12 protein-coding genes are annotated in these 16,837 nt (G+C 40.0%); 6 read left to right on the forward strand and 6 right to left on the reverse strand.

Annotated elements, in window-relative coordinates; translation table 11 throughout:
• Window positions 1-16: 16 nt before the first annotated feature.
• From K5G00_RS21260 to K5G00_RS21280, 5 genes are all read left to right on the forward strand, one after another.
• Window positions 17-1,636: a carboxylesterase/lipase family protein gene (locus K5G00_RS21260; RefSeq protein ID WP_238768286.1), complete on the forward strand. Its 1,620-nt coding sequence runs from the start codon at window positions 17-19 to the stop codon at window positions 1,634-1,636.
• 33 nt (window positions 1,637-1,669) lie between these two features.
• Window positions 1,670-2,401 carry a carboxymuconolactone decarboxylase family protein gene (locus K5G00_RS21265; protein ID WP_238768288.1) on the forward strand — a complete coding sequence of 244 codons (732 nt, stop codon included), beginning with the start codon at window positions 1,670-1,672 and terminating at the stop codon, window positions 2,399-2,401.
• A 34-nt stretch (window positions 2,402-2,435) separates the two neighbouring features.
• Complete coding sequence (locus tag K5G00_RS21270; protein ID WP_238768290.1) at window positions 2,436-2,930, forward strand: cupin domain-containing protein; 495 nt, start codon at window positions 2,436-2,438, stop codon at window positions 2,928-2,930.
• A 397-nt stretch (window positions 2,931-3,327) separates the two neighbouring features.
• The gene (locus K5G00_RS21275; RefSeq protein WP_238768291.1) at window positions 3,328-4,161 is read left to right on the forward strand and encodes an RteC domain-containing protein; all 834 of its coding nucleotides are present in this window, start codon (window positions 3,328-3,330) and stop codon (window positions 4,159-4,161) included.
• A gap of 172 nt (window positions 4,162-4,333) precedes the next feature.
• Window positions 4,334-4,648, forward strand: a complete 315-nt coding sequence (locus K5G00_RS21280; protein WP_238768292.1) for a helix-turn-helix domain-containing protein — start codon at window positions 4,334-4,336, stop codon at window positions 4,646-4,648.
• 109 nt (window positions 4,649-4,757) lie between these two features.
• Here K5G00_RS21280 and K5G00_RS21285 read toward each other — a convergent pair whose 3' ends face one another.
• The 6 genes from K5G00_RS21285 to K5G00_RS21310 all read right to left on the reverse strand — a co-directional run bounded on the left by K5G00_RS21285 (window position 4,758) and on the right by K5G00_RS21310 (window position 16,312).
• Window positions 4,758-10,403 carry an N-6 DNA methylase gene (locus tag K5G00_RS21285; RefSeq protein ID WP_238768293.1) on the reverse strand — a complete coding sequence of 1,882 codons (5,646 nt, stop codon included), beginning with the start codon at window positions 10,401-10,403 and terminating at the stop codon, window positions 4,758-4,760.
• The gene (locus K5G00_RS21290; RefSeq protein WP_238768295.1) at window positions 10,390-10,836 is read right to left on the reverse strand and encodes a DUF1896 family protein; all 447 of its coding nucleotides are present in this window, start codon (window positions 10,834-10,836) and stop codon (window positions 10,390-10,392) included. Before K5G00_RS21290 ends, K5G00_RS21285 begins: the two co-directional genes overlap by 14 nt.
• A gap of 219 nt (window positions 10,837-11,055) precedes the next feature.
• Window positions 11,056-12,516 (reverse strand): DUF3945 domain-containing protein, encoded by a 1,461-nt coding sequence (locus K5G00_RS21295; protein ID WP_238768297.1) that lies wholly within the window; start codon window positions 12,514-12,516, stop codon window positions 11,056-11,058.
• 159 nt (window positions 12,517-12,675) lie between these two features.
• Window positions 12,676-14,721, reverse strand: a complete 2,046-nt coding sequence (locus tag K5G00_RS21300; RefSeq protein ID WP_238768299.1) for a DUF3732 domain-containing protein — start codon at window positions 14,719-14,721, stop codon at window positions 12,676-12,678.
• Window positions 14,718-15,182: a three component ABC system middle component gene (locus tag K5G00_RS21305; RefSeq protein WP_238768301.1), complete on the reverse strand. Its 465-nt coding sequence runs from the start codon at window positions 15,180-15,182 to the stop codon at window positions 14,718-14,720. The genes K5G00_RS21300 and K5G00_RS21305 overlap by 4 nt, the downstream gene beginning before the upstream one ends.
• A complete protein-coding gene (locus K5G00_RS21310; protein WP_238768303.1) occupies window positions 15,179-16,312 on the reverse strand; it encodes a hypothetical protein in 1,134 nt (377 codons plus the stop codon). Before K5G00_RS21310 ends, K5G00_RS21305 begins: the two co-directional genes overlap by 4 nt.
• Before the next feature lie 146 nt (window positions 16,313-16,458).
• On the opposite strand from K5G00_RS21310, the gene K5G00_RS21315 reads away from it, so the two are divergent.
• The gene (locus K5G00_RS21315) at window positions 16,459-16,824 is read left to right on the forward strand and encodes a hypothetical protein (protein ID WP_238768305.1); all 366 of its coding nucleotides are present in this window, start codon (window positions 16,459-16,461) and stop codon (window positions 16,822-16,824) included.
• Window positions 16,825-16,837: the final 13 nt, after the last annotated feature.

Raw genomic sequence — 16,837 nt, forward strand, 5'->3', positions numbered from 1 at the left:
TTATAACGAAAATGAAATGAAATCAACATTATCCATATTAATGGTCCTTTTGATAGCTTTTTCTATAAATGCGCAAGAGACAAAAAGAACTGAGGTAAAAATCAAATCAGGTATACTGAGAGGTGTAACAGAAGGCGATGTCTCTATATTTAAAGGAATACCTTTTGCGGCCCCACCCGTTGGCGAATTTCGCTGGCGTCCGCCACAACCGGTAAAACCCTGGAAAGGTGTTCGAGACGCGAGTGAGTTTGGACCGAATTGTGCACAAGGAGGCTGGGGAGCAGCTCCCGGAACCATCCAGGCAGGCTCTTCAGAAGATTGTCTCTACTTGAATTTGTGGAAACCTGCTGACGCCCGATCTGGTTCTAAATTGCCAGTTATGGTTTGGATTCATGGCGGCGGGTTCACTGGTGGTTCAGGTTCAGGTACGTCAGGAGATAAGTTCGTCAAACAAGGCGTTATACTGGTAACGATCAACTACCGGCTTGGACGATTGGGACATTTTGCATTTCCGGCACTAACTAAAGAGCACCCGGAAGAGCCAAAAGGTAGTTACGCTTTTATGGATCAGATTGCAGCTTTACGATGGGTGAAGGATAATATCGCTGTATTCGGAGGTGATCCCAATAATGTGACCATTTTCGGACAATCTGCAGGTGGAGTATCTGTTCATTCATTATTAACCATTCCGGTTGCAAATGGCCTATACCAGAAAGCAATTGGTGAATCGAGTGGTGGCAGAGACGGTGTTCTTACCGGAAGACCAATTAACAAAGAAAATGCAGATCCTCTTTATCCGGTTTCAGCAGAAACGATTGGGGTAAACTTTGCAAAAAAACATGGGATTGAAGGTACAGATGCAGCTGCTTTGGCAAAACTTCGTGTACTACCAGTTGAAGAAATAGTAGACGGAGGACAGGAAACAGACGGACCGGGCGGGCCACGTATTTATTCAGGACCGATTCTGGATGGTACACTCGTTGTTGAAACTTCGGAGAGCGCGTATAACGCTGGCCGACAGGCTAAGGTTCCGCTTATTATAGGAAATTGCAGCGCTGAAATTGGTGGTGCTTTTGTAAGCACGGCCACCACAAAGGAAGAATTGTTTTCACAATTCGGCGAACTGGAAGCAGAAGCAAAAGCCGCCTACGATCCTGATGGGAACAAAGAATTTGCTGAGGTACAAACATTGTTTAACACTGACTGGGTGTGGGCTGAGCCTGCAAGGTTTACTGCAAGAGCTTTTATTGCTGTTGGGGAACCGAGCTACGTTTACCATTTTGGACTTGTTCCTGCGGCCATGAAACAGTGGGCGAGGTATGGTGCCGGTCACGGAACCGAAGTTGGATTTGTATTCGGTAACCTGATGAACCGTGATGGATCTCCTGTAGCCCCGGAAGAAAAAGAAGTTGCAAAAATGATGAATGCCTACTGGACAAATTTTGCCAAAACCGGCGATCCGAATGGGGAAGGACTACCAGTTTGGCCGCTTTATAATACGCAGGATGAAAACATCCTAGATGTCCAGCCTGACGGGAAGCCGGTTGGCAATCCCGATCCGAGAAAAGCCAGGCTGGATGTAATTGAAAAGGCATTTAAGGATAGAGCTAAAATACAATCCCGAGGTGGAATCTAAGCGAAAGAATATTAGTTACCAACAACAGTTACAATGAACAGATTACTAGTCAAAATATTTATAGGATTCACTATTATTAGTTTTTTGAGCGGTAGTTTAAATGCTCAGGATATGTCAGAAACTAATAAGACCTTAAGCGCAAAGCAGGAAAGTATAATTCCCATTGCAGCACTAACTGCGCAGGGTAAGTTACAACGATTAAAACCGGCGTTGAACGCAGGCTTAGATGCCGGCCTCACCGTTAACGAAATTAAAGAGATAATGGTTCATCTTTATGCCTATTGTGGATTTCCACGCAGTATTCGCGGGTTACAGACTTTCATGGGAGTGCTTGAAGAACGGGAAGCAAAGGGGATAAAGGATGAATCGGGACCTAATGCATCTTCATTAAATGACGACCGCAGCAAATATGACCGTGGTAAAGCAAACCTCGAAACACTTATCGGAAGACCATTGTCCGAAACTCAAACCGGTTATGCTGCATTCGCACCGGTTATCGAGATTTTTCTGAAAGAACATCTTTTCGCCGATCTTTTCGACCGCGATATTTTAACTTATGCAGAACGCGAACTGGTAACAGTTTCGGTAATTAGTGCCATTGGAGGCGCAGAACCGATGTTACAAAGTCACTTATCAATTTGTTTGAATATAGGTTACACGTCGGAACAATTAATCGAATTTGTAAGTGTGCTTAAATCAAAAGTGGGTAAAAAAGAAGCGAAAGCTGCGCAGGCTGTTCTCAATGAAATTCTTAAGAACAGGTAATTGTAATTTTTGTAAAAAATCTAAAATGAACAATATGAAACATACTTTTAAATACATCTCAATCCTTTTAATAATTGTAATTTCTGCATGTAACTCGGGAAATAATTCAAGTGAAACCAGTAAGCAAAACGAATCAATATTTCCAAAAGGAGAAAAAATTGCCAGTAATAATTTCTCGGGAACTGTGTGGGTTCAAATGATGGGAGCTAACGACAGTACCCTGTACGCAAGGTTTGGAAATGTAACCTTCGAGCCCAAAGCAAGGACAAACTGGCATTCTCACCCTGGAGGTCAGGTTCTTTTTATCACCAAAGGCAAAGGATATTACCAGGCTTTAGGCCAGCCAGCCCAATTATTAAATAAAGGAGATGTCGTTGAAATTCCAAGAGATGTTGTACACTGGCATGGAGCAGCACCTGACAGCGAATTTGCGCACATCGCAATCAGTTTGAATTCTGATGAAGGAAACGTAGTTTGGTTAGGGCCTGTGACAGATGAGGAGTATAAAGATTTAAACATAAATAATTAATAAAATAAAAAGTAAAAGTTGTTAGTCGCAGGCCATTTCTCAGGTCTGGGTTTCAATTTTGCTTATTGGCAAGGTTTGTCCCAAAGGAAATAGAGGGAGCAAGAAAAAGATGACAAATTGGACATTGTTAAGTCCTCTCTTAATGATTTTTAAGCTGTTTTACAGAGAATAGGTATAAGTAGAAACTTCAACTACAAACGAACGAAGAATTACATAAGAAAATGATTACTCTTCACGGTATTCAGGCTAAAATTTCAAAGAAACTGCTCAGTCTATTTAATGTTGCTCGTGCTGATACCATCAATCTTATTTTTACTCAATTAAAAAACTGTTAATAAAAGATATTAGTTTTCATAATTGGGCAAAAACGTTTAGCTGTTTAGTTAACAAATGAAATATGGTTAAATACGTTACCAAACTGCGCAAAGAAATGGACGACGCTATCGATCGTATTGAATCATCGGATTCCAATATCCTGAAAAAATCGCTGGAAGCCTCTCATGTACTTGCGGAGGCGTTCGACCAGTTAAAGACATTTTTTCTTTCCTATAAATTTATGGATGAAGAGGAAGAAATCAATTTTTTCAAAGAAATCAAGCCCAAAATCTGCTACCGCCTAATTTATTATCGAAAACTATATAATATCGAAATGAACCGCCCTGTTGCAGGTACTTGCAGGCAGAAAGAATACTTATGTGGAGAACTGGATTCTATTAATAAATACACGAATAAACGGCTGGATTTTATACGTTATTATCGCTCTGGAGCTACTCATCTGGATTCACTTTATTTCTTACGCGGAAAAATGGACAATGAACAATATTTAGAAACATTTTATTATGAACTTGACCCTAATTTCTCAACCAATTGTGATTTTATCGTAGCCAAGATATTGGCCAATGACATTTTACAAGCCTATCTAATGCAAGAATTATCTCTTTTGGATAATAAGTTATACTTGCCTATATCTCATTCATTTCCTAAAATTAAACTAACGTGGCAAGGGACTAAAACAGAACTGATGGAACAGCTTTATTCCTGGGATAGTGATAGTACCTTCGGAGATGTGCCACTCACGCAATTATCTGATTACGTCCAAAATGTTTTCAATGTTCGGCTCGATAAGAACCTATCACGTGCATTCAGTGAGATGAAAACCCGGAATATTCCTGCTCCCTTTTTAGATAAGCTAAAAGCTGCCCTGCTCCGGCGGATGGGAAGAAAGAAATAAATAACCAATACCGAGTATCCTTCTATTTTTTCATGGTTGTTTTCTTCAGAAACTGCTCAGTAAATCTTTGAGTATTAACCTGTCGTAAATTATTTCAAAAAAAGTGGTACCGACTTCCTTATTATCTGTATGGATAGTCAATAATTTTGCAGTAATTCAATGAGTTACTGTAATGTTTATAGACAAAGAATATTTTGAGAACTGGATGCATCGTATTTTGTCACGACTGGATGATGTTGTTGACAAACTGGATGATTCAGAGGAGGACGTTCCTTTATTTGAAGGCGAAAAATTACTGGATAACTTTGATGTCTGTAGAATGCTTAATGTCAGCAAACGAACATTACAACGTTACCGTTCGTCAGGCGAACTGCCATTTCAAATGATATATCATAAGACTTTTTATAAAGAATCCGATGTTATGAAATTCATTGAGACCCATTTCAGCCGTTTTCATACACGGCGTAACCGGAAAGATAAAAAATAAGTTATTTGTTTTGCATTATCCGCTTTGTTGCTAAACGGTGCGGATATGGAGATAAAAAGAAAAGTGCCGGTATCAAATTAATTAAAGTACCAGCTCTTTTCGTTCTATGCTATACTTTCAAACTTTTAGAAACGATGGGAGTATCCTGTTTCGCTGAATAACCAATCCCGGGGATAATAATTCTTCCGTCTGAAGCTTCTGCAATTTTCTGTAAATGTTCCGGTACTTTAGGTGGCTCTTCCGGGTTATTCTTTTCCGGTGGGAGTAGCTGTTTGCTTACAGTACCATTAACCGGAGCCGGAATTTGCCCTTCAGTTTCTCCGGTTGATTTCAGTGACTGCTGAATTTTCCTTTCCAGCTTTACCAGTTCCGATTTTAATTCAACCAATTCAGGTTCCCTTCGCCAGGTACTTTCCACCACTTCTTTGAGCACAGGAATATCTTTAGACAGTTTTTCGTTATCTGTCCTATAACGCTCTAACAGCCGGGGCATATTTTCTACCAAAGCATGCAGAAAATTTTGTGAGGCCAGCTTTGGGTCAACGGCCATCTGCCCGTTGTTGTATTGATAAAATATTTCACCGTCGCCACGAACAGAAAAGCGGTTCTGTATAAAGTCAAGACCGTCTTTATTGGTGGTTTCACTTTTTACATAAAGAGTGAAGCCATACAAGTTACCAATCGGCTCGTGTGCGCCATGTGTTTTGGCTGTACTGGCAATCTCATTTAGTTTTTTACCAATTACCTTGAAATCACTGCCAGTGACGCCGTCCAACTGTACCGGGTTACGGTAAGAACCGTCTTCGTCGGTCTGGACGCGGGATTTAAAGTTTTCCACGTCTTTGGAGATACGTTCAATAAATCCTTTATTCCTTTCCACTGTTTGTGTAATGTTCTCCAGCTTGTACCGGCTCGATGACTTCCCCCTGACAAATGCCTGGCGTTCGCTTTCCAACGCAGCTATCTTCTTTTCCAACCTTGCTTTTTCCAGCAGTTCTGTATTGCCAGACAAAATGGCCACATACTCTGAAAAGTTCATGCCGCTTTTTTCATCCATTGCTCCTTCGTCGATGGTACGGCATCCCAGACTGTTATTTTTTAGTTGACGGATAAATAGCTGTTTGTTATGCAGCAGGCCAAACTTATAGGCATCCAGTGATTTTTCCACGGCATAAAGAATAACATCTACCTGGTTCCCGGCAACCGTTTTGGCTATCTCATTGCCCCTCCTTACCGCCCGTCCATCGCGCTGTTCCAAATCCGACGGACGCCATGGGCAATCCAAATGATGGACCGCTACGGCGCGTTTCTGGGCGTTTACACCTGTTCCCAGCATTTCTGTGGAGCCAAACATCACCCGGATTCTACCGTTGTTCATATCGGCTATCATCATCTTCCGGGCTTTTTCTGTTTTGGCTTCCTGTATAAAGCGGATTTCGTGTGCCGGAATGTTATGGTTTTCCACCAGTTTGCGCTTAATTTCGCTGTAAGCATTCCATTCCCCCGGTTTATAGGTTCCCAAGTCACTGAACACAAACTGTGTCCCTTTATGTCCGTTGTATTTCCTGTAATAGCCATCAATCATTCGGGCACAATGGCTTGCTTTGTTGTCGATATGGTCCTCAAAGCGGGAATCGACCATACGCATATCCAGTGACATTTTTCTGGCATAATCTGTTGCAATCAGCATTTTTGCCTTTTCTTCCCGCTCATTCAGTGGGGCACGAAACAACAATGTTGCATCGCCTGTTTTGGCAAATTGTACCAGCCGGTTTATAAAATCAACCTGGTCCGGTGTCGGCGGAATGTTGTGTAGGATTTCATTCTTTTTAGGGCGGTCAATACCAATATCGGCAGCCGTCCGGTAATCGGTAATCTCGGCGTAGAACTGTGCCAGTTCCGGCACTTTAATAAAATAACGGAAACGTTCTTTTTGTACGATTTCATTGGTTACCGAAAATTCGTAGTCGATACTTTTCTTTGCAAAAATTGCTGCCCATGCATCGAATGTTTTAATGTTCTGCCGTTCCAGTTCCTTTGGCCGCAGGTATTTAAACAACAGGTACAATTCCGTTAATGAATTTGAAATGGTGGTCCCGGAAAGAAAGGTTGCACCCAAATCCCTGCCGTTGCGCTCTTGTATAGTACGAAGTGCAAAAAGCATATTCAATGCCCGCTGACTGCCTTCGGGATTGCCCAGACCGGCTACCCGGTCATGCCGGGTGTTAAAAGTCAGGTTCTTGAATTTATGCGATTCATCCACGTACAAATGGTCAATCCCCATCAGACGAAAATCCACTGCATCGTCTTTCCGGTTTTCAATGTTGAAAGTAATCTGTTTGAGTTTGGCTTCCAGGTTCAGTTTACGTTTCACACATCCTTTCAGCATGGCACGCGAAACTTCTTTCCCCTGTCCTTTTAGGACTTCAAGGTTTTCCTCCACGCTGTCGAGTTCTGCCTGTAAAATATCGCGCTGTACCTCCGGCGACTGCGGAATCATACCAAACTGTTCATGTGTAAGGATTACAGCATCCCAGTTGTTGTTTTTTATCTCGTTGAAAATCCGTTGTCGGTTTTTTGGCGTAAAATCCTCCTTGCCCGGATAAAGTACACGCGCGTTAGGATAAGCCGTACAGAATGTTTTGGCAATCTCATGAATGTTGGCTTTTAGTCCTGTTATCATTGGTTTGTTGACCAGCCCAAGTCGTTTTTTTTCATACGCCCCGCAGCACATGATAAGCGTTTTTCCGCCACCGACCTCATGGTCACAAATACCACCCCCGTTGAGTTTATCCATCCAGATAGCATCTTTCTGGCTTTGATAAAGGGTGCTAATGCCCAACCCTCTTAGGTCAAGCCCAGGAAAATTTTGGTGCGAGCCGTCGTAAGCCGGGCGGACAAAACAGTTAAAGGTGCGGTTGTACAAACTAGCCAGCCGGTCTTTGAACTCGGGCGACTGTTCCCTGAGCCAGTCGGAGAAACCGTTTCGCATTTCATCGATACGGGTATTGGCAAGCTGGATGGCTTCCCCGTCCCGTACTTTTACTTCCTCGCCGTCCACTAGGATTGTTTTTGTAATGTTTGGCGAAGTATTCTGCAAAGCATGCTTCATCAGGGCAAGCCCGTTAAAAGTGCGGCTTTCCGATTTTACAGCATACTGGTCGGTAATCTTTATATTGGAATCATTGGATTGAACGCTGAACTCATCACGGCTGGAAGCGTAGTGGATGTTCACTTCGGTATCGAAAAGGTGTGAAGCATATTTGTTATAAACTCCTGTCGGAATCCAGCGTTCGCCAAAATTAAAATCAAGGTCGTCGAAAGCAATTGGTTTTGGGGTGGCTTCTTGCAGAGCGTGTAAGGATTCTTCCGCCTCACGGTGTCCGGGATTACGTTCCAGGAAACGTTCCACTTCTTCGGCTTTTGAAATAACATTACCCGAAATAAATTTATCAGCCACCTCGTACCCGCCAGTCATGGGATTGAAATAAATTGTCTCTTTCAGTTCTTTTTTCAGGTCATCGGCGGTGTTTCCGGTCAATGATGCCATATAACCCAGGTCTACTCTGGCATATTTGTTTAGTGAAGCTGCCAGCGCCTCGTGAGGGGTATCAACCGTAGTAAGTTCATTTGTATTGAACGCCACCGGACGGTTGAAAATATCGGCTTTTACCGCTTTCCCGTCGATGTAGCGTTCCAGCGATAATATTTCGATTCCCCTTGCGTCCAGTTTAATCAGGTCAAGGTTTTTCTTGTCATTGAGCAATCCGAACCGAAAGGAAAAATTGTCGTACAGATTGTTCAGCATTTCACGAAGGGCGGGATTGGCTTCCAGCCGTTCGGCTTCGTTGCGGTACAGGTGATGATAAGTGTCGCGTATTTCTATGTATAGAGATACTTTTTGCTTTTGAACGGTACTTATATCCAACGGATAGAACATCGGCTGCAAGCCTTCGATATTTCTTAAATGCCCAATACGGTTGGTCTCGTCAGATACCAGTGAATCTTCCCGGTAATGAGGTAACAATTCGCCTTTGAACGGTACTGGTTTCATCGCTTCCTCACGTTCGAGATGCTCCTGCTTCTGTTTTAAGTCCCCAGGCTGTTCTTCTTTTCCTGTAACGTTTACAGGATGTACTTTTCTGTTTTTAAGGGATTCTTTTTCCTGCTGCCTTCTCCTTTGCATTCCTTCATAATGCAACCGCTCGCGCCATTCCATGAAAGGAATTTCCTGCTGCTCCTGTTTTTGGGGCTGTTGGTTCCTTCTCCGGTTTGAACGTTTCTGCCCGTTTCTCTCTTCTTCTGAAATGCCAAACAAATCGTACAAACTGATTAACGGTTCCTGCGTAACAGCTTGCCGGGATTTCGCCCCGTTAGCCGGTTCTTTCTGAATGACCCTATCGTTCACATTGAAAAGCGTACCCTGCTCTGAATATATCGGTTGTTGTTTAGGTGGTTCAGGTTTATTTTCTATCGTAGGTTTTACCGCTCCGGTTTGATTATCGTTGGGGAACCAATTATCCTCGATAGCTTGCCAAAATGGATCGAGTTCATTGAAATTTGATTCAAGCGCCGGTTTGATTTTTACGGTGGCTGCTACCTGTTCTTCCAGTGTGTCCTGGGCATGGGATTGATAACGCTGCAAATCTAAATGTCGGGAGAAATCTTCTTTCAGTATTTGCCGGAGGTCTTTGGCAATTCCTTCAATGCCGCCTTTATGGGTGAACACCATTGCAGGTTTGCCGTAAGGATCGGTATCGACTTTGGCATCGGTGTGGACTACTCTGTCGAAGGTTTTAAAACTGTTGCTGACCGAAATTCCATTGGACAGTATCCTTGATTCAATAAATGCCTGTTTTATAGGGTTAGAAACGGACAGGTCTTTTTGTTCCCGTTTTTGCAGGACAATCAGGTCACTGCCAACCTCTGTTCCCGCAAATTCGGAAAACAGGTTGTTTGGGAGTCGGATAACTGAGACAGGCTCGCAATTAGTCATCAGGTATTCCCGCACCGGTCGGTTTGTCGTGGCATTTAATACTCCCTGAGAGGTAATGAAAGCCACTAGTCCTCCCGGACGTACCATATCTACTGATTTCAGGAAAAAGTAATTGTGAATGGAGCGTGAGGCAATCTTTTTTGCAGGGGCGCTGTCGGAGAATAAAACCGGGTCGAACACTGCCACATCCCCGAAGGGGATATTACTTGCTGCTACATCGTAATAACCGGCATATTTTTTTTCAATATTTTCAAAACCCTCTACTCTTACCTTATCTTCAGGGTGAAGGTGTTTGAGTATCATTCCGGTAATCGGGTCTTTCTCAAAGTAGGTAACTTCGGTATCGGGGAAAAGTTGTTTAAAAGCCTGGGCAAATACACCTGTTCCTGCGCTCGGGTCAAGCAAGCTGCTCAGTTTGATTCCGCTATCACTAAGTGCTCCGGCCAAAGCATTTACTACTTCTGGTGGTGTGTAGAATGCTGTAAGTATAGAATCTTTCAGACCGTCGAAACAGCGTTTGTATTCTTTTTCATCACGAGTATTTTCACGTAAAACCTCATGCAATTCATTTATCAGGGGATTGGCTGAACCGTTAGCGGGATGAGGGTCGAGGATTTCCTTTATTGCGCCGAAGCCGGAATAGCTTGCAAGTGTTTCTTTTTCCACGGCTGTTGCCTGCCTGTTCTCACGTTCAAGGATAAACGCCGTTTTTATCGCATCGATATTTGCCCGCAGGTGCACCTTTTTATTGTACGCCATCTTCGAGCAGTATTTCTACGGTTCCCGTCAGTTCAGTATATAATTCATCGTATTGCGAAGTGCTTTCAAAATCATCCGTAAGGGTATATTTATCCAGCACTTCACTGCATTGAGTTAACATTTGAAGCGCAATCTCCTTTGCCCTTTCCTCAGGTATTTCTCCTGAAAACTCGTTCCAAAGAATGTGAACAAGGGTGTTGTAAGCGGAAAAATGCAGGCCCTGGTAAAGTACTTCAGAAGCCAGTTCTTCGGCTTCAATGTGTGTCTGTCCGTTTTTAACCGCATTGCTGTATGTTTCTGCCGCGGCATCTGCACGTTCTTTTATAAAAGTTGTGTCTGCAGTGCGTTCGGGGTGGTTTTCTTTGACGTAAGAAAGGAGGGAGAACCCGTAATAGGATAATTCCTGCCTGGTTTTATTTTTTGTGTTTTTCATGATACGGATATTTAGTGGTTGAAAAAAGGAAGGTATATCAGGCAAAAGCGCCCCGGGTTCCCACCCGGAGCGCACCACTAAAATATCTGTCACTACAAACAATAAACAAAGAAAAGTTATGCCTATTGAAGAAAGCAGCGGTATATTCAGTGGTAAATATAACCATTACCGATTGAACTTGTCTTCTGTTATTTCATCCGGAACTGTTTAAAACAGAATTCAGATTTTAATCCCGCTTTTCTTTTCAGCGGGCCTGCGTGCTTCTTGCTTAAACTGGTTTTCCGTAGGCTTTTGCTGTCCCTGTTTTAGTGGCTCTTTTACATTTTGGGTCGCTTCATTTGTTTTGCCTTCGTTGTTGACAGCAACCTGCGTTTTGCTTTCTTCTGCGGGTTTCACTTCTGCCCCCTGTTTCTTGGCCTTGTCGGGATTCCATTTGAAAAAATCGAATTTCATTTTTTCAGGATTAGGTTTTACCCACGCGTTGAATGGTTCCCCTTTGTCGTCTTTCAGCATCCCCCTGATGTAAGTGGCCTGGCCTGCTTTAAGGTATTCCTGTTGTTTTTCAGTGAGTTCAACGCCAAGCAGTTTTTGTGGGATAAAGAGTTGTTTTTGTTTTTCGGATTCCCCTTCCGGTGCATTTTCTTTCTGCTGGTGGCGGACTTCCTTATTCTCTTTTGCATAGCGGTTACGGTCGAGCCCTTCATACGAAAAATCAAACTTTTTGTCCGAAGCATTAATTTGAATATATCCATCAAAGAACCGGCCTATCCGGGACACCATTTTTTCTACCATTACCTTTTCTCCTGCTCCAAGCCTGAGTTGCTGGTCTTCAGAAAGGTCTGCCCCTTTTATTTTATTGGGAATGGAGATGTTCTCCACAGGTAGGGCTTCGAGTTTGTTGGTAAGCCGGTCGAGTGAAACAAAAGCCGGTATTTTCTGTCCGGCGGTAGGTTCCAGTTCAATTACCCTGCCAGCGTTCAAGGATTGCCGCAAATTCTCCTTATCCTGTTCGTTGAGAAGTACGCCGTGAAAAGGGGCATCCAGGGTAGGCTTTTCCTGCCAGTAATGCGGTATGATTTTTAGCGAGCCATCGGCTTGCTCTTCCAACGATACACGTCCTTTGGTGGGAACCCGGATACCTGTTTCCAGTTCAGGGTTTAGGGGAATCATTTGCGGTGATTTGTGTCCGTAGGACATGGCTTTGAGATGAGGTTCCAAATCGGCAGCGTTGATCCCGTATTTTTGAAGTTCCTGCCGGTCTATTCTACTGACATCCATCGGCTGGAAAGTACTTTGAGTAGTTTCATCACCGCCACTTTGTGTTCGTTGCGCGTTCTGTTTCTGTACCTTTTCAAGATACTCTACTGGATTTACACGGTGTAGTTCCAGTTCGTGAGGGTCGAGGTCGATTTTGACAAGTTTATCCAGCATTTTTTCTGTCATGAGGAAAAATCCTGTGTGTGAGGGCTGCTGCGCTTGTTCCACCATCTTTTTGAAGAAGGCCTCCAGCATGGGCTCGTTCGTGTTCACAGCAAAAAGGTTGCTTTGGTTTTTTGTAGACGGTTCCTCTGTCTGGATATTGCCTTTTTCATCCATACCGGTAACGGCTTTTACTTTGCCGTCATTTGCGTCTTTGACGAGTAATACTTTTTTGTCGTCGTTACTGATTTTTTCGTCCATTTTACGAATGTTTTAGTTGTTGCACCACTATTGATGCATGGACGAAAATAGGACTAACGGGTTATCAGATAAAGGGATATACGAAGTGTGGCAGCTTGAGGAACTGTGCTGGTGGTTTGTGGCGTTTCCTGACACTTTGTGACAATACACACAAGGGATTTAAATATCCTGATCTTCTTGTGTTAGTTTTGATAAATCAATAAATCCATCATTTTCTTTTCTCCAGCGTTTTCGAACATAGTTTTCGAAGGAATCACCATCAAGTTCCAAATTGTCTGCATGATCTGATACAATTACTTGTGGTGTTATTCCATATTCCTCATCAGTTTTTTTTATAAAATAAATGATTTGATTAAATAAATTTGTAACGGCATTTAAATCAACATCTGAATTTTGAAGAGCTCCTTCTATTTCTTTCAATTTCTTTGGATTAAACTCAACTCTATCATTATCAACAATAGTTGGGAAGTATACTTGGCTTGGTTGGTCTAAAAATAATATAGATGGAATCAGACACTTGCTACCTAATGAACAGAAATATTTTTGAAGACTCAAGAAAAGACATATGTGAGAATAAAGCCAATTGGCACCACTCCCCATAGACCTAAGATATACTTTCTTTCCATTTACTTCTGATTCTCCTGTTTTTAGATGATATAGTTCAAAGTTAGCAATGTCAAAATTCAAATTTATTGGTTGATATGATTTTTCAAAATCAAGCTTGTTCCCAAGCTCATTCATTGTTTTATTAATAAAAATTTCAGCTTCTCTTAATTTGTCATTTATGTTATAATCATTTTTGAGCTTCTTCTCTAACCTTTCTATATCAGAGCTTAATTGTTCAATATTCAAATCCTTAATCCGATTTTTTCGATCAAGTGACCACTCTAAAAGATTTTCTATTGAAAGGCGTATCTTAAACCCTTGTTCTTCCAACGATTTATTTTTTTCTAACTCGGCATTCACTTTCAATATTTTATTTATCTCGTCACGAATATGTCTCAGACTACTATCTATTGCAGCTAACTCATTTTCACACTTCTGTTTCTCTGGTAAGAAAGAGTCTATCATTAATGGAGCTTTACGTAATTCTGAATTTAGCCAGTCAATAGCATCAGTCAGTTTGTTAATCTGTTTATTAGTATGTTGATTTTCTTGTAAACAAAAAGGACAGTGAGAATCTTCTTTTATCGCTTCAGATATAGGATTTATCATATCTATCGTTTCACTGTACTTTCTTGCATAGTTAATTGACGAGTTAATATTTTCCAGTTTTAATACAATTTTTCTTCGAGATGCCAGAAGCTCATTTCTTTGCGCTTCAAATTTCGCATACTGTTCTCTGAAGATATTTGAATTATCGTCAACCTTAATTGAATCAATTTCCTGAATTTTATCTAAATACAATTTGGGGGCTTCCAACATATTTTGCGCCGAATAACCTTTTAATAAAGGATTTCCCGCAACCATATAATATTCGTCTAATAATTCTTCTAATTCTACAATTCTTTTCTTTTTTTCATCTTGATAAAGATTGGCATCCCTTACCTTCCTTTCGTATTCTTGCTTTTTGTCATTAATCTGTTGTTTTAATGTGAAGTAATCTTGATCAACATATCCTGTGAATATTTTGAATTCATCAATTGTCCTTTCTCTTTTTTCCTTCTCATCAAAACGATAAAATAGAGAATGCTTATTTGCAATAAGATTCTGATGCTGTAGAATGTAAGATATCATATTTCGGACGGAGGGACGTCCTTTTTTTACTTTATAATTCAATGCTTGATTATCTTCATCTGTTGAAGAAATATTTAACCCAAAATATCTTCCTAGTTCTTCCTTAAAAGTTTTTAAAGGCAAGTAATAATCTTGGTGAAAGTACTCCGAATTTAAAGTTTCCAATGATGGGAAATTCGGGTCAATCTTAAAAAAAACATAAGTGCTCTTTTCCTCTTGATTCCTTGCTAATATTAAGCTTGTATTGTTGATTTCAAAGACGACAAAATATAACTTAGCATTATCTGTAATTATCCCTTCAGGAATCGAATTCTCGGAGTTTCCAAAACAAAAGTCAAATATCTCAATTATTGCACTTTTCCCAGTTGAAGAACGTCCTGTAATTATATTCAATCCTTCTTTTAAATCGATATAATGACACTTATCATTTTTGTCTAATAACCCAATATACTTAATATAGCTTTTCATAATCCTTTTATTCCAAATGCATAATATGTGTTTATCACGTCCAGCTTAAACATTTTAGGCAACTTTGAAGCAATGTTGATCGCTTTATTTAAAGAACTATCTGTATATAAAACATCTCTATTGACAACCTTTACGCTTAAGTTGGTTTCATTTATTTCAATGTATTTACAATCTAAAGCATATTGGAGGCAATCATTCGTAATTTGATAGAATTGTTTAAATCTATCATGAAATCCAGCCATTACTTTTTTATTAGAAACTAATCTCGTCAAATTTGATTTAGTTGTAATACTTTTTATCTCGTCTAATACAATTGGATCAAGGACTATGGGCAATATAAAATAAGCAAGAAAAATATCCTTTTCTCTTGACTTATAGTTCTTATAAAAGGCTATAATAACAGGGGTCAAAGAGAATATATTGTTATGTATGGTAAAAATATTATCAGTAAACTTGCTCATAACGAATCACATTTTTTCAACAGCCAACTAAAATTATCTTCTTCTTCTGCTAAAATATGTAACATTCCATTATGAAAATAGGCAGGGACAGAATTGTAAATATAAAAAGTACCTTCATCTGAAGACATCATGTGATCATAAAAATTCTGGGAATGGAATATTCTTTTTACATCGGAGTCACAATTTCTGCATGCTTTTCGATACTCAACCTTATGCCTACTGAAAAGAGAATCTTCATATTCGACTAATGAATCAGAGATTTTTTTTGACACCTGTATTTCTTTTATTATTAGCCATTTTGTTTGCACATAATCTGTTATGGCATCTAAAATAACACCTTCGTACTCGATTTGTCTAATTTTATTTACAAAAAGATTTTCATTATACTCTATATGTTTCAAATCTTTTAATTTGATTTTAGATGGAAATTGTGTTGTTGTATCAATTAAAGATTGGGCAATTAAATTTACTTCTCGTGTGAATTCTTCATATGAGATTTTCCAATTATTGTCAATTACTTTAGGAGAAACAACATATCCTAACATTGAACGTATAAATTCTTCCTGACGAATATTAGGAATCGCCTTTGCATAAGTTTCTTTAATTGAATTATAAACTTTTATATCGTTTAAGGCATTATTATCAATCACAAACTTTTCTAAAACGACTTTCAATTTCAGTGACTTTGATTCATCCAAAACAACATTTACAAGCTTTTCTGTTTTTGTATTTTTTGTCGATCGTTTCCTTGCATATTTGGTTGAAATATCTTTTAATATTGCTAATTTGTCTTTAGTACTTTTTTCATTCCATCCAAACCAAGCGCTTGTTGACTTCACTTTTTGGGTTGTCAATAACACCAGAGAAGAGAAGGAATGTAAAGGGAATTCATCTTTAAGCCAGTTGTTTAATGTATTCCAAACATTGTGGTCCGCATCTGTCAGGTCGCTTTTATAAAATTTGGATTCAATTTGTGATGTATCTTTTCCTCCCAAAATTGAAACATCTCCAAATGTTTCAATATATACTGATTCTCCTTCTTGTAACTCAAAACACTTTTTTAGGGCTACAAGAAATTGATAGATAAATCCTTTTAATGTCGGAGTAGAATTATTTTTCTGTTTTACCATAATCACAAACTATTTTTAGTTTGCAACTTCAATTACTGTTGTTTTAACAAAGATATAATTTTTGAAGAATATCAATAACCTCCGATTAATCAAATAGTTCCGTGTTGTATCCAATGACGTATTTAAGGTAAATAGAAAGTTCCAATATGCATTTTCTCCGCATATTACTGATTTTACGGTTTACCCTTTTACGAGAGGCTCACGGATTAACCGATTATTATGGATTCAACTACGATGTTAAAAATCACAAAATGATTTCGGTTGGTGATATTATTGAACAGAGTAGTCCGGAACGGATAAATCGCTTCCTGAAATCACACTTTAAAAATCCAGAAGATTGTTATAACACTGCCCCAACTCTTGACTGGGTGACAACAATTAATTTCACAACTTCCGATGTTTGTTTTACTGATGCCCAACATAAATTGGGACCTTATGTTTGTCGAACGCCGGAAGTTACAGTTCCCTTGCCAGAATTAAAGGGAATGTTTTTGCTAGCCCGTAAAAATTAATGGTTACAATTTT

The sequence above is a fragment of the Maribellus maritimus genome, assembly GCF_022267315.1.
In the GTDB taxonomy this organism is placed as follows: Bacteria; Bacteroidota; Bacteroidia; order Bacteroidales; family Prolixibacteraceae; genus Draconibacterium; species Draconibacterium maritimum.

What these genes read in the sequence shown, in the direction of transcription:
- K5G00_RS21275 (WP_238768291.1), top strand. Translation starts at nt 3,328, where the DNA reads ATGGTTAAATACGTTACCAAACTGCGCAAAGAAATGGACGACGCTATC.
- K5G00_RS21280 (WP_238768292.1), top strand. Translation starts at nt 4,334, where the DNA reads ATGTTTATAGACAAAGAATATTTTGAGAACTGGATGCATCGTATTTTG.
- K5G00_RS21310 (WP_238768303.1), bottom strand. Translation starts at nt 16,312, where the DNA reads ATGGTAAAACAGAAAAATAATTCTACTCCGACATTAAAAGGATTTATC.
- K5G00_RS21315 (WP_238768305.1), top strand. Translation starts at nt 16,459, where the DNA reads ATGCATTTTCTCCGCATATTACTGATTTTACGGTTTACCCTTTTACGA.
- K5G00_RS21265 (WP_238768288.1), top strand. Translation starts at nt 1,670, where the DNA reads ATGAACAGATTACTAGTCAAAATATTTATAGGATTCACTATTATTAGT.
- K5G00_RS21295 (WP_238768297.1), bottom strand. Translation starts at nt 12,516, where the DNA reads ATGGACGAAAAAATCAGTAACGACGACAAAAAAGTATTACTCGTCAAA.
- K5G00_RS21285 (WP_238768293.1), bottom strand. Translation starts at nt 10,403, where the DNA reads ATGGCGTACAATAAAAAGGTGCACCTGCGGGCAAATATCGATGCGATA.
- K5G00_RS21270 (WP_238768290.1), top strand. Translation starts at nt 2,436, where the DNA reads ATGAAACATACTTTTAAATACATCTCAATCCTTTTAATAATTGTAATT.
- K5G00_RS21305 (WP_238768301.1), bottom strand. Translation starts at nt 15,182, where the DNA reads ATGAGCAAGTTTACTGATAATATTTTTACCATACATAACAATATATTC.
- K5G00_RS21300 (WP_238768299.1), bottom strand. Translation starts at nt 14,721, where the DNA reads ATGAAAAGCTATATTAAGTATATTGGGTTATTAGACAAAAATGATAAG.
- K5G00_RS21290 (WP_238768295.1), bottom strand. Translation starts at nt 10,836, where the DNA reads ATGAAAAACACAAAAAATAAAACCAGGCAGGAATTATCCTATTACGGG.
- K5G00_RS21260 (WP_238768286.1), top strand. Translation starts at nt 17, where the DNA reads ATGAAATCAACATTATCCATATTAATGGTCCTTTTGATAGCTTTTTCT.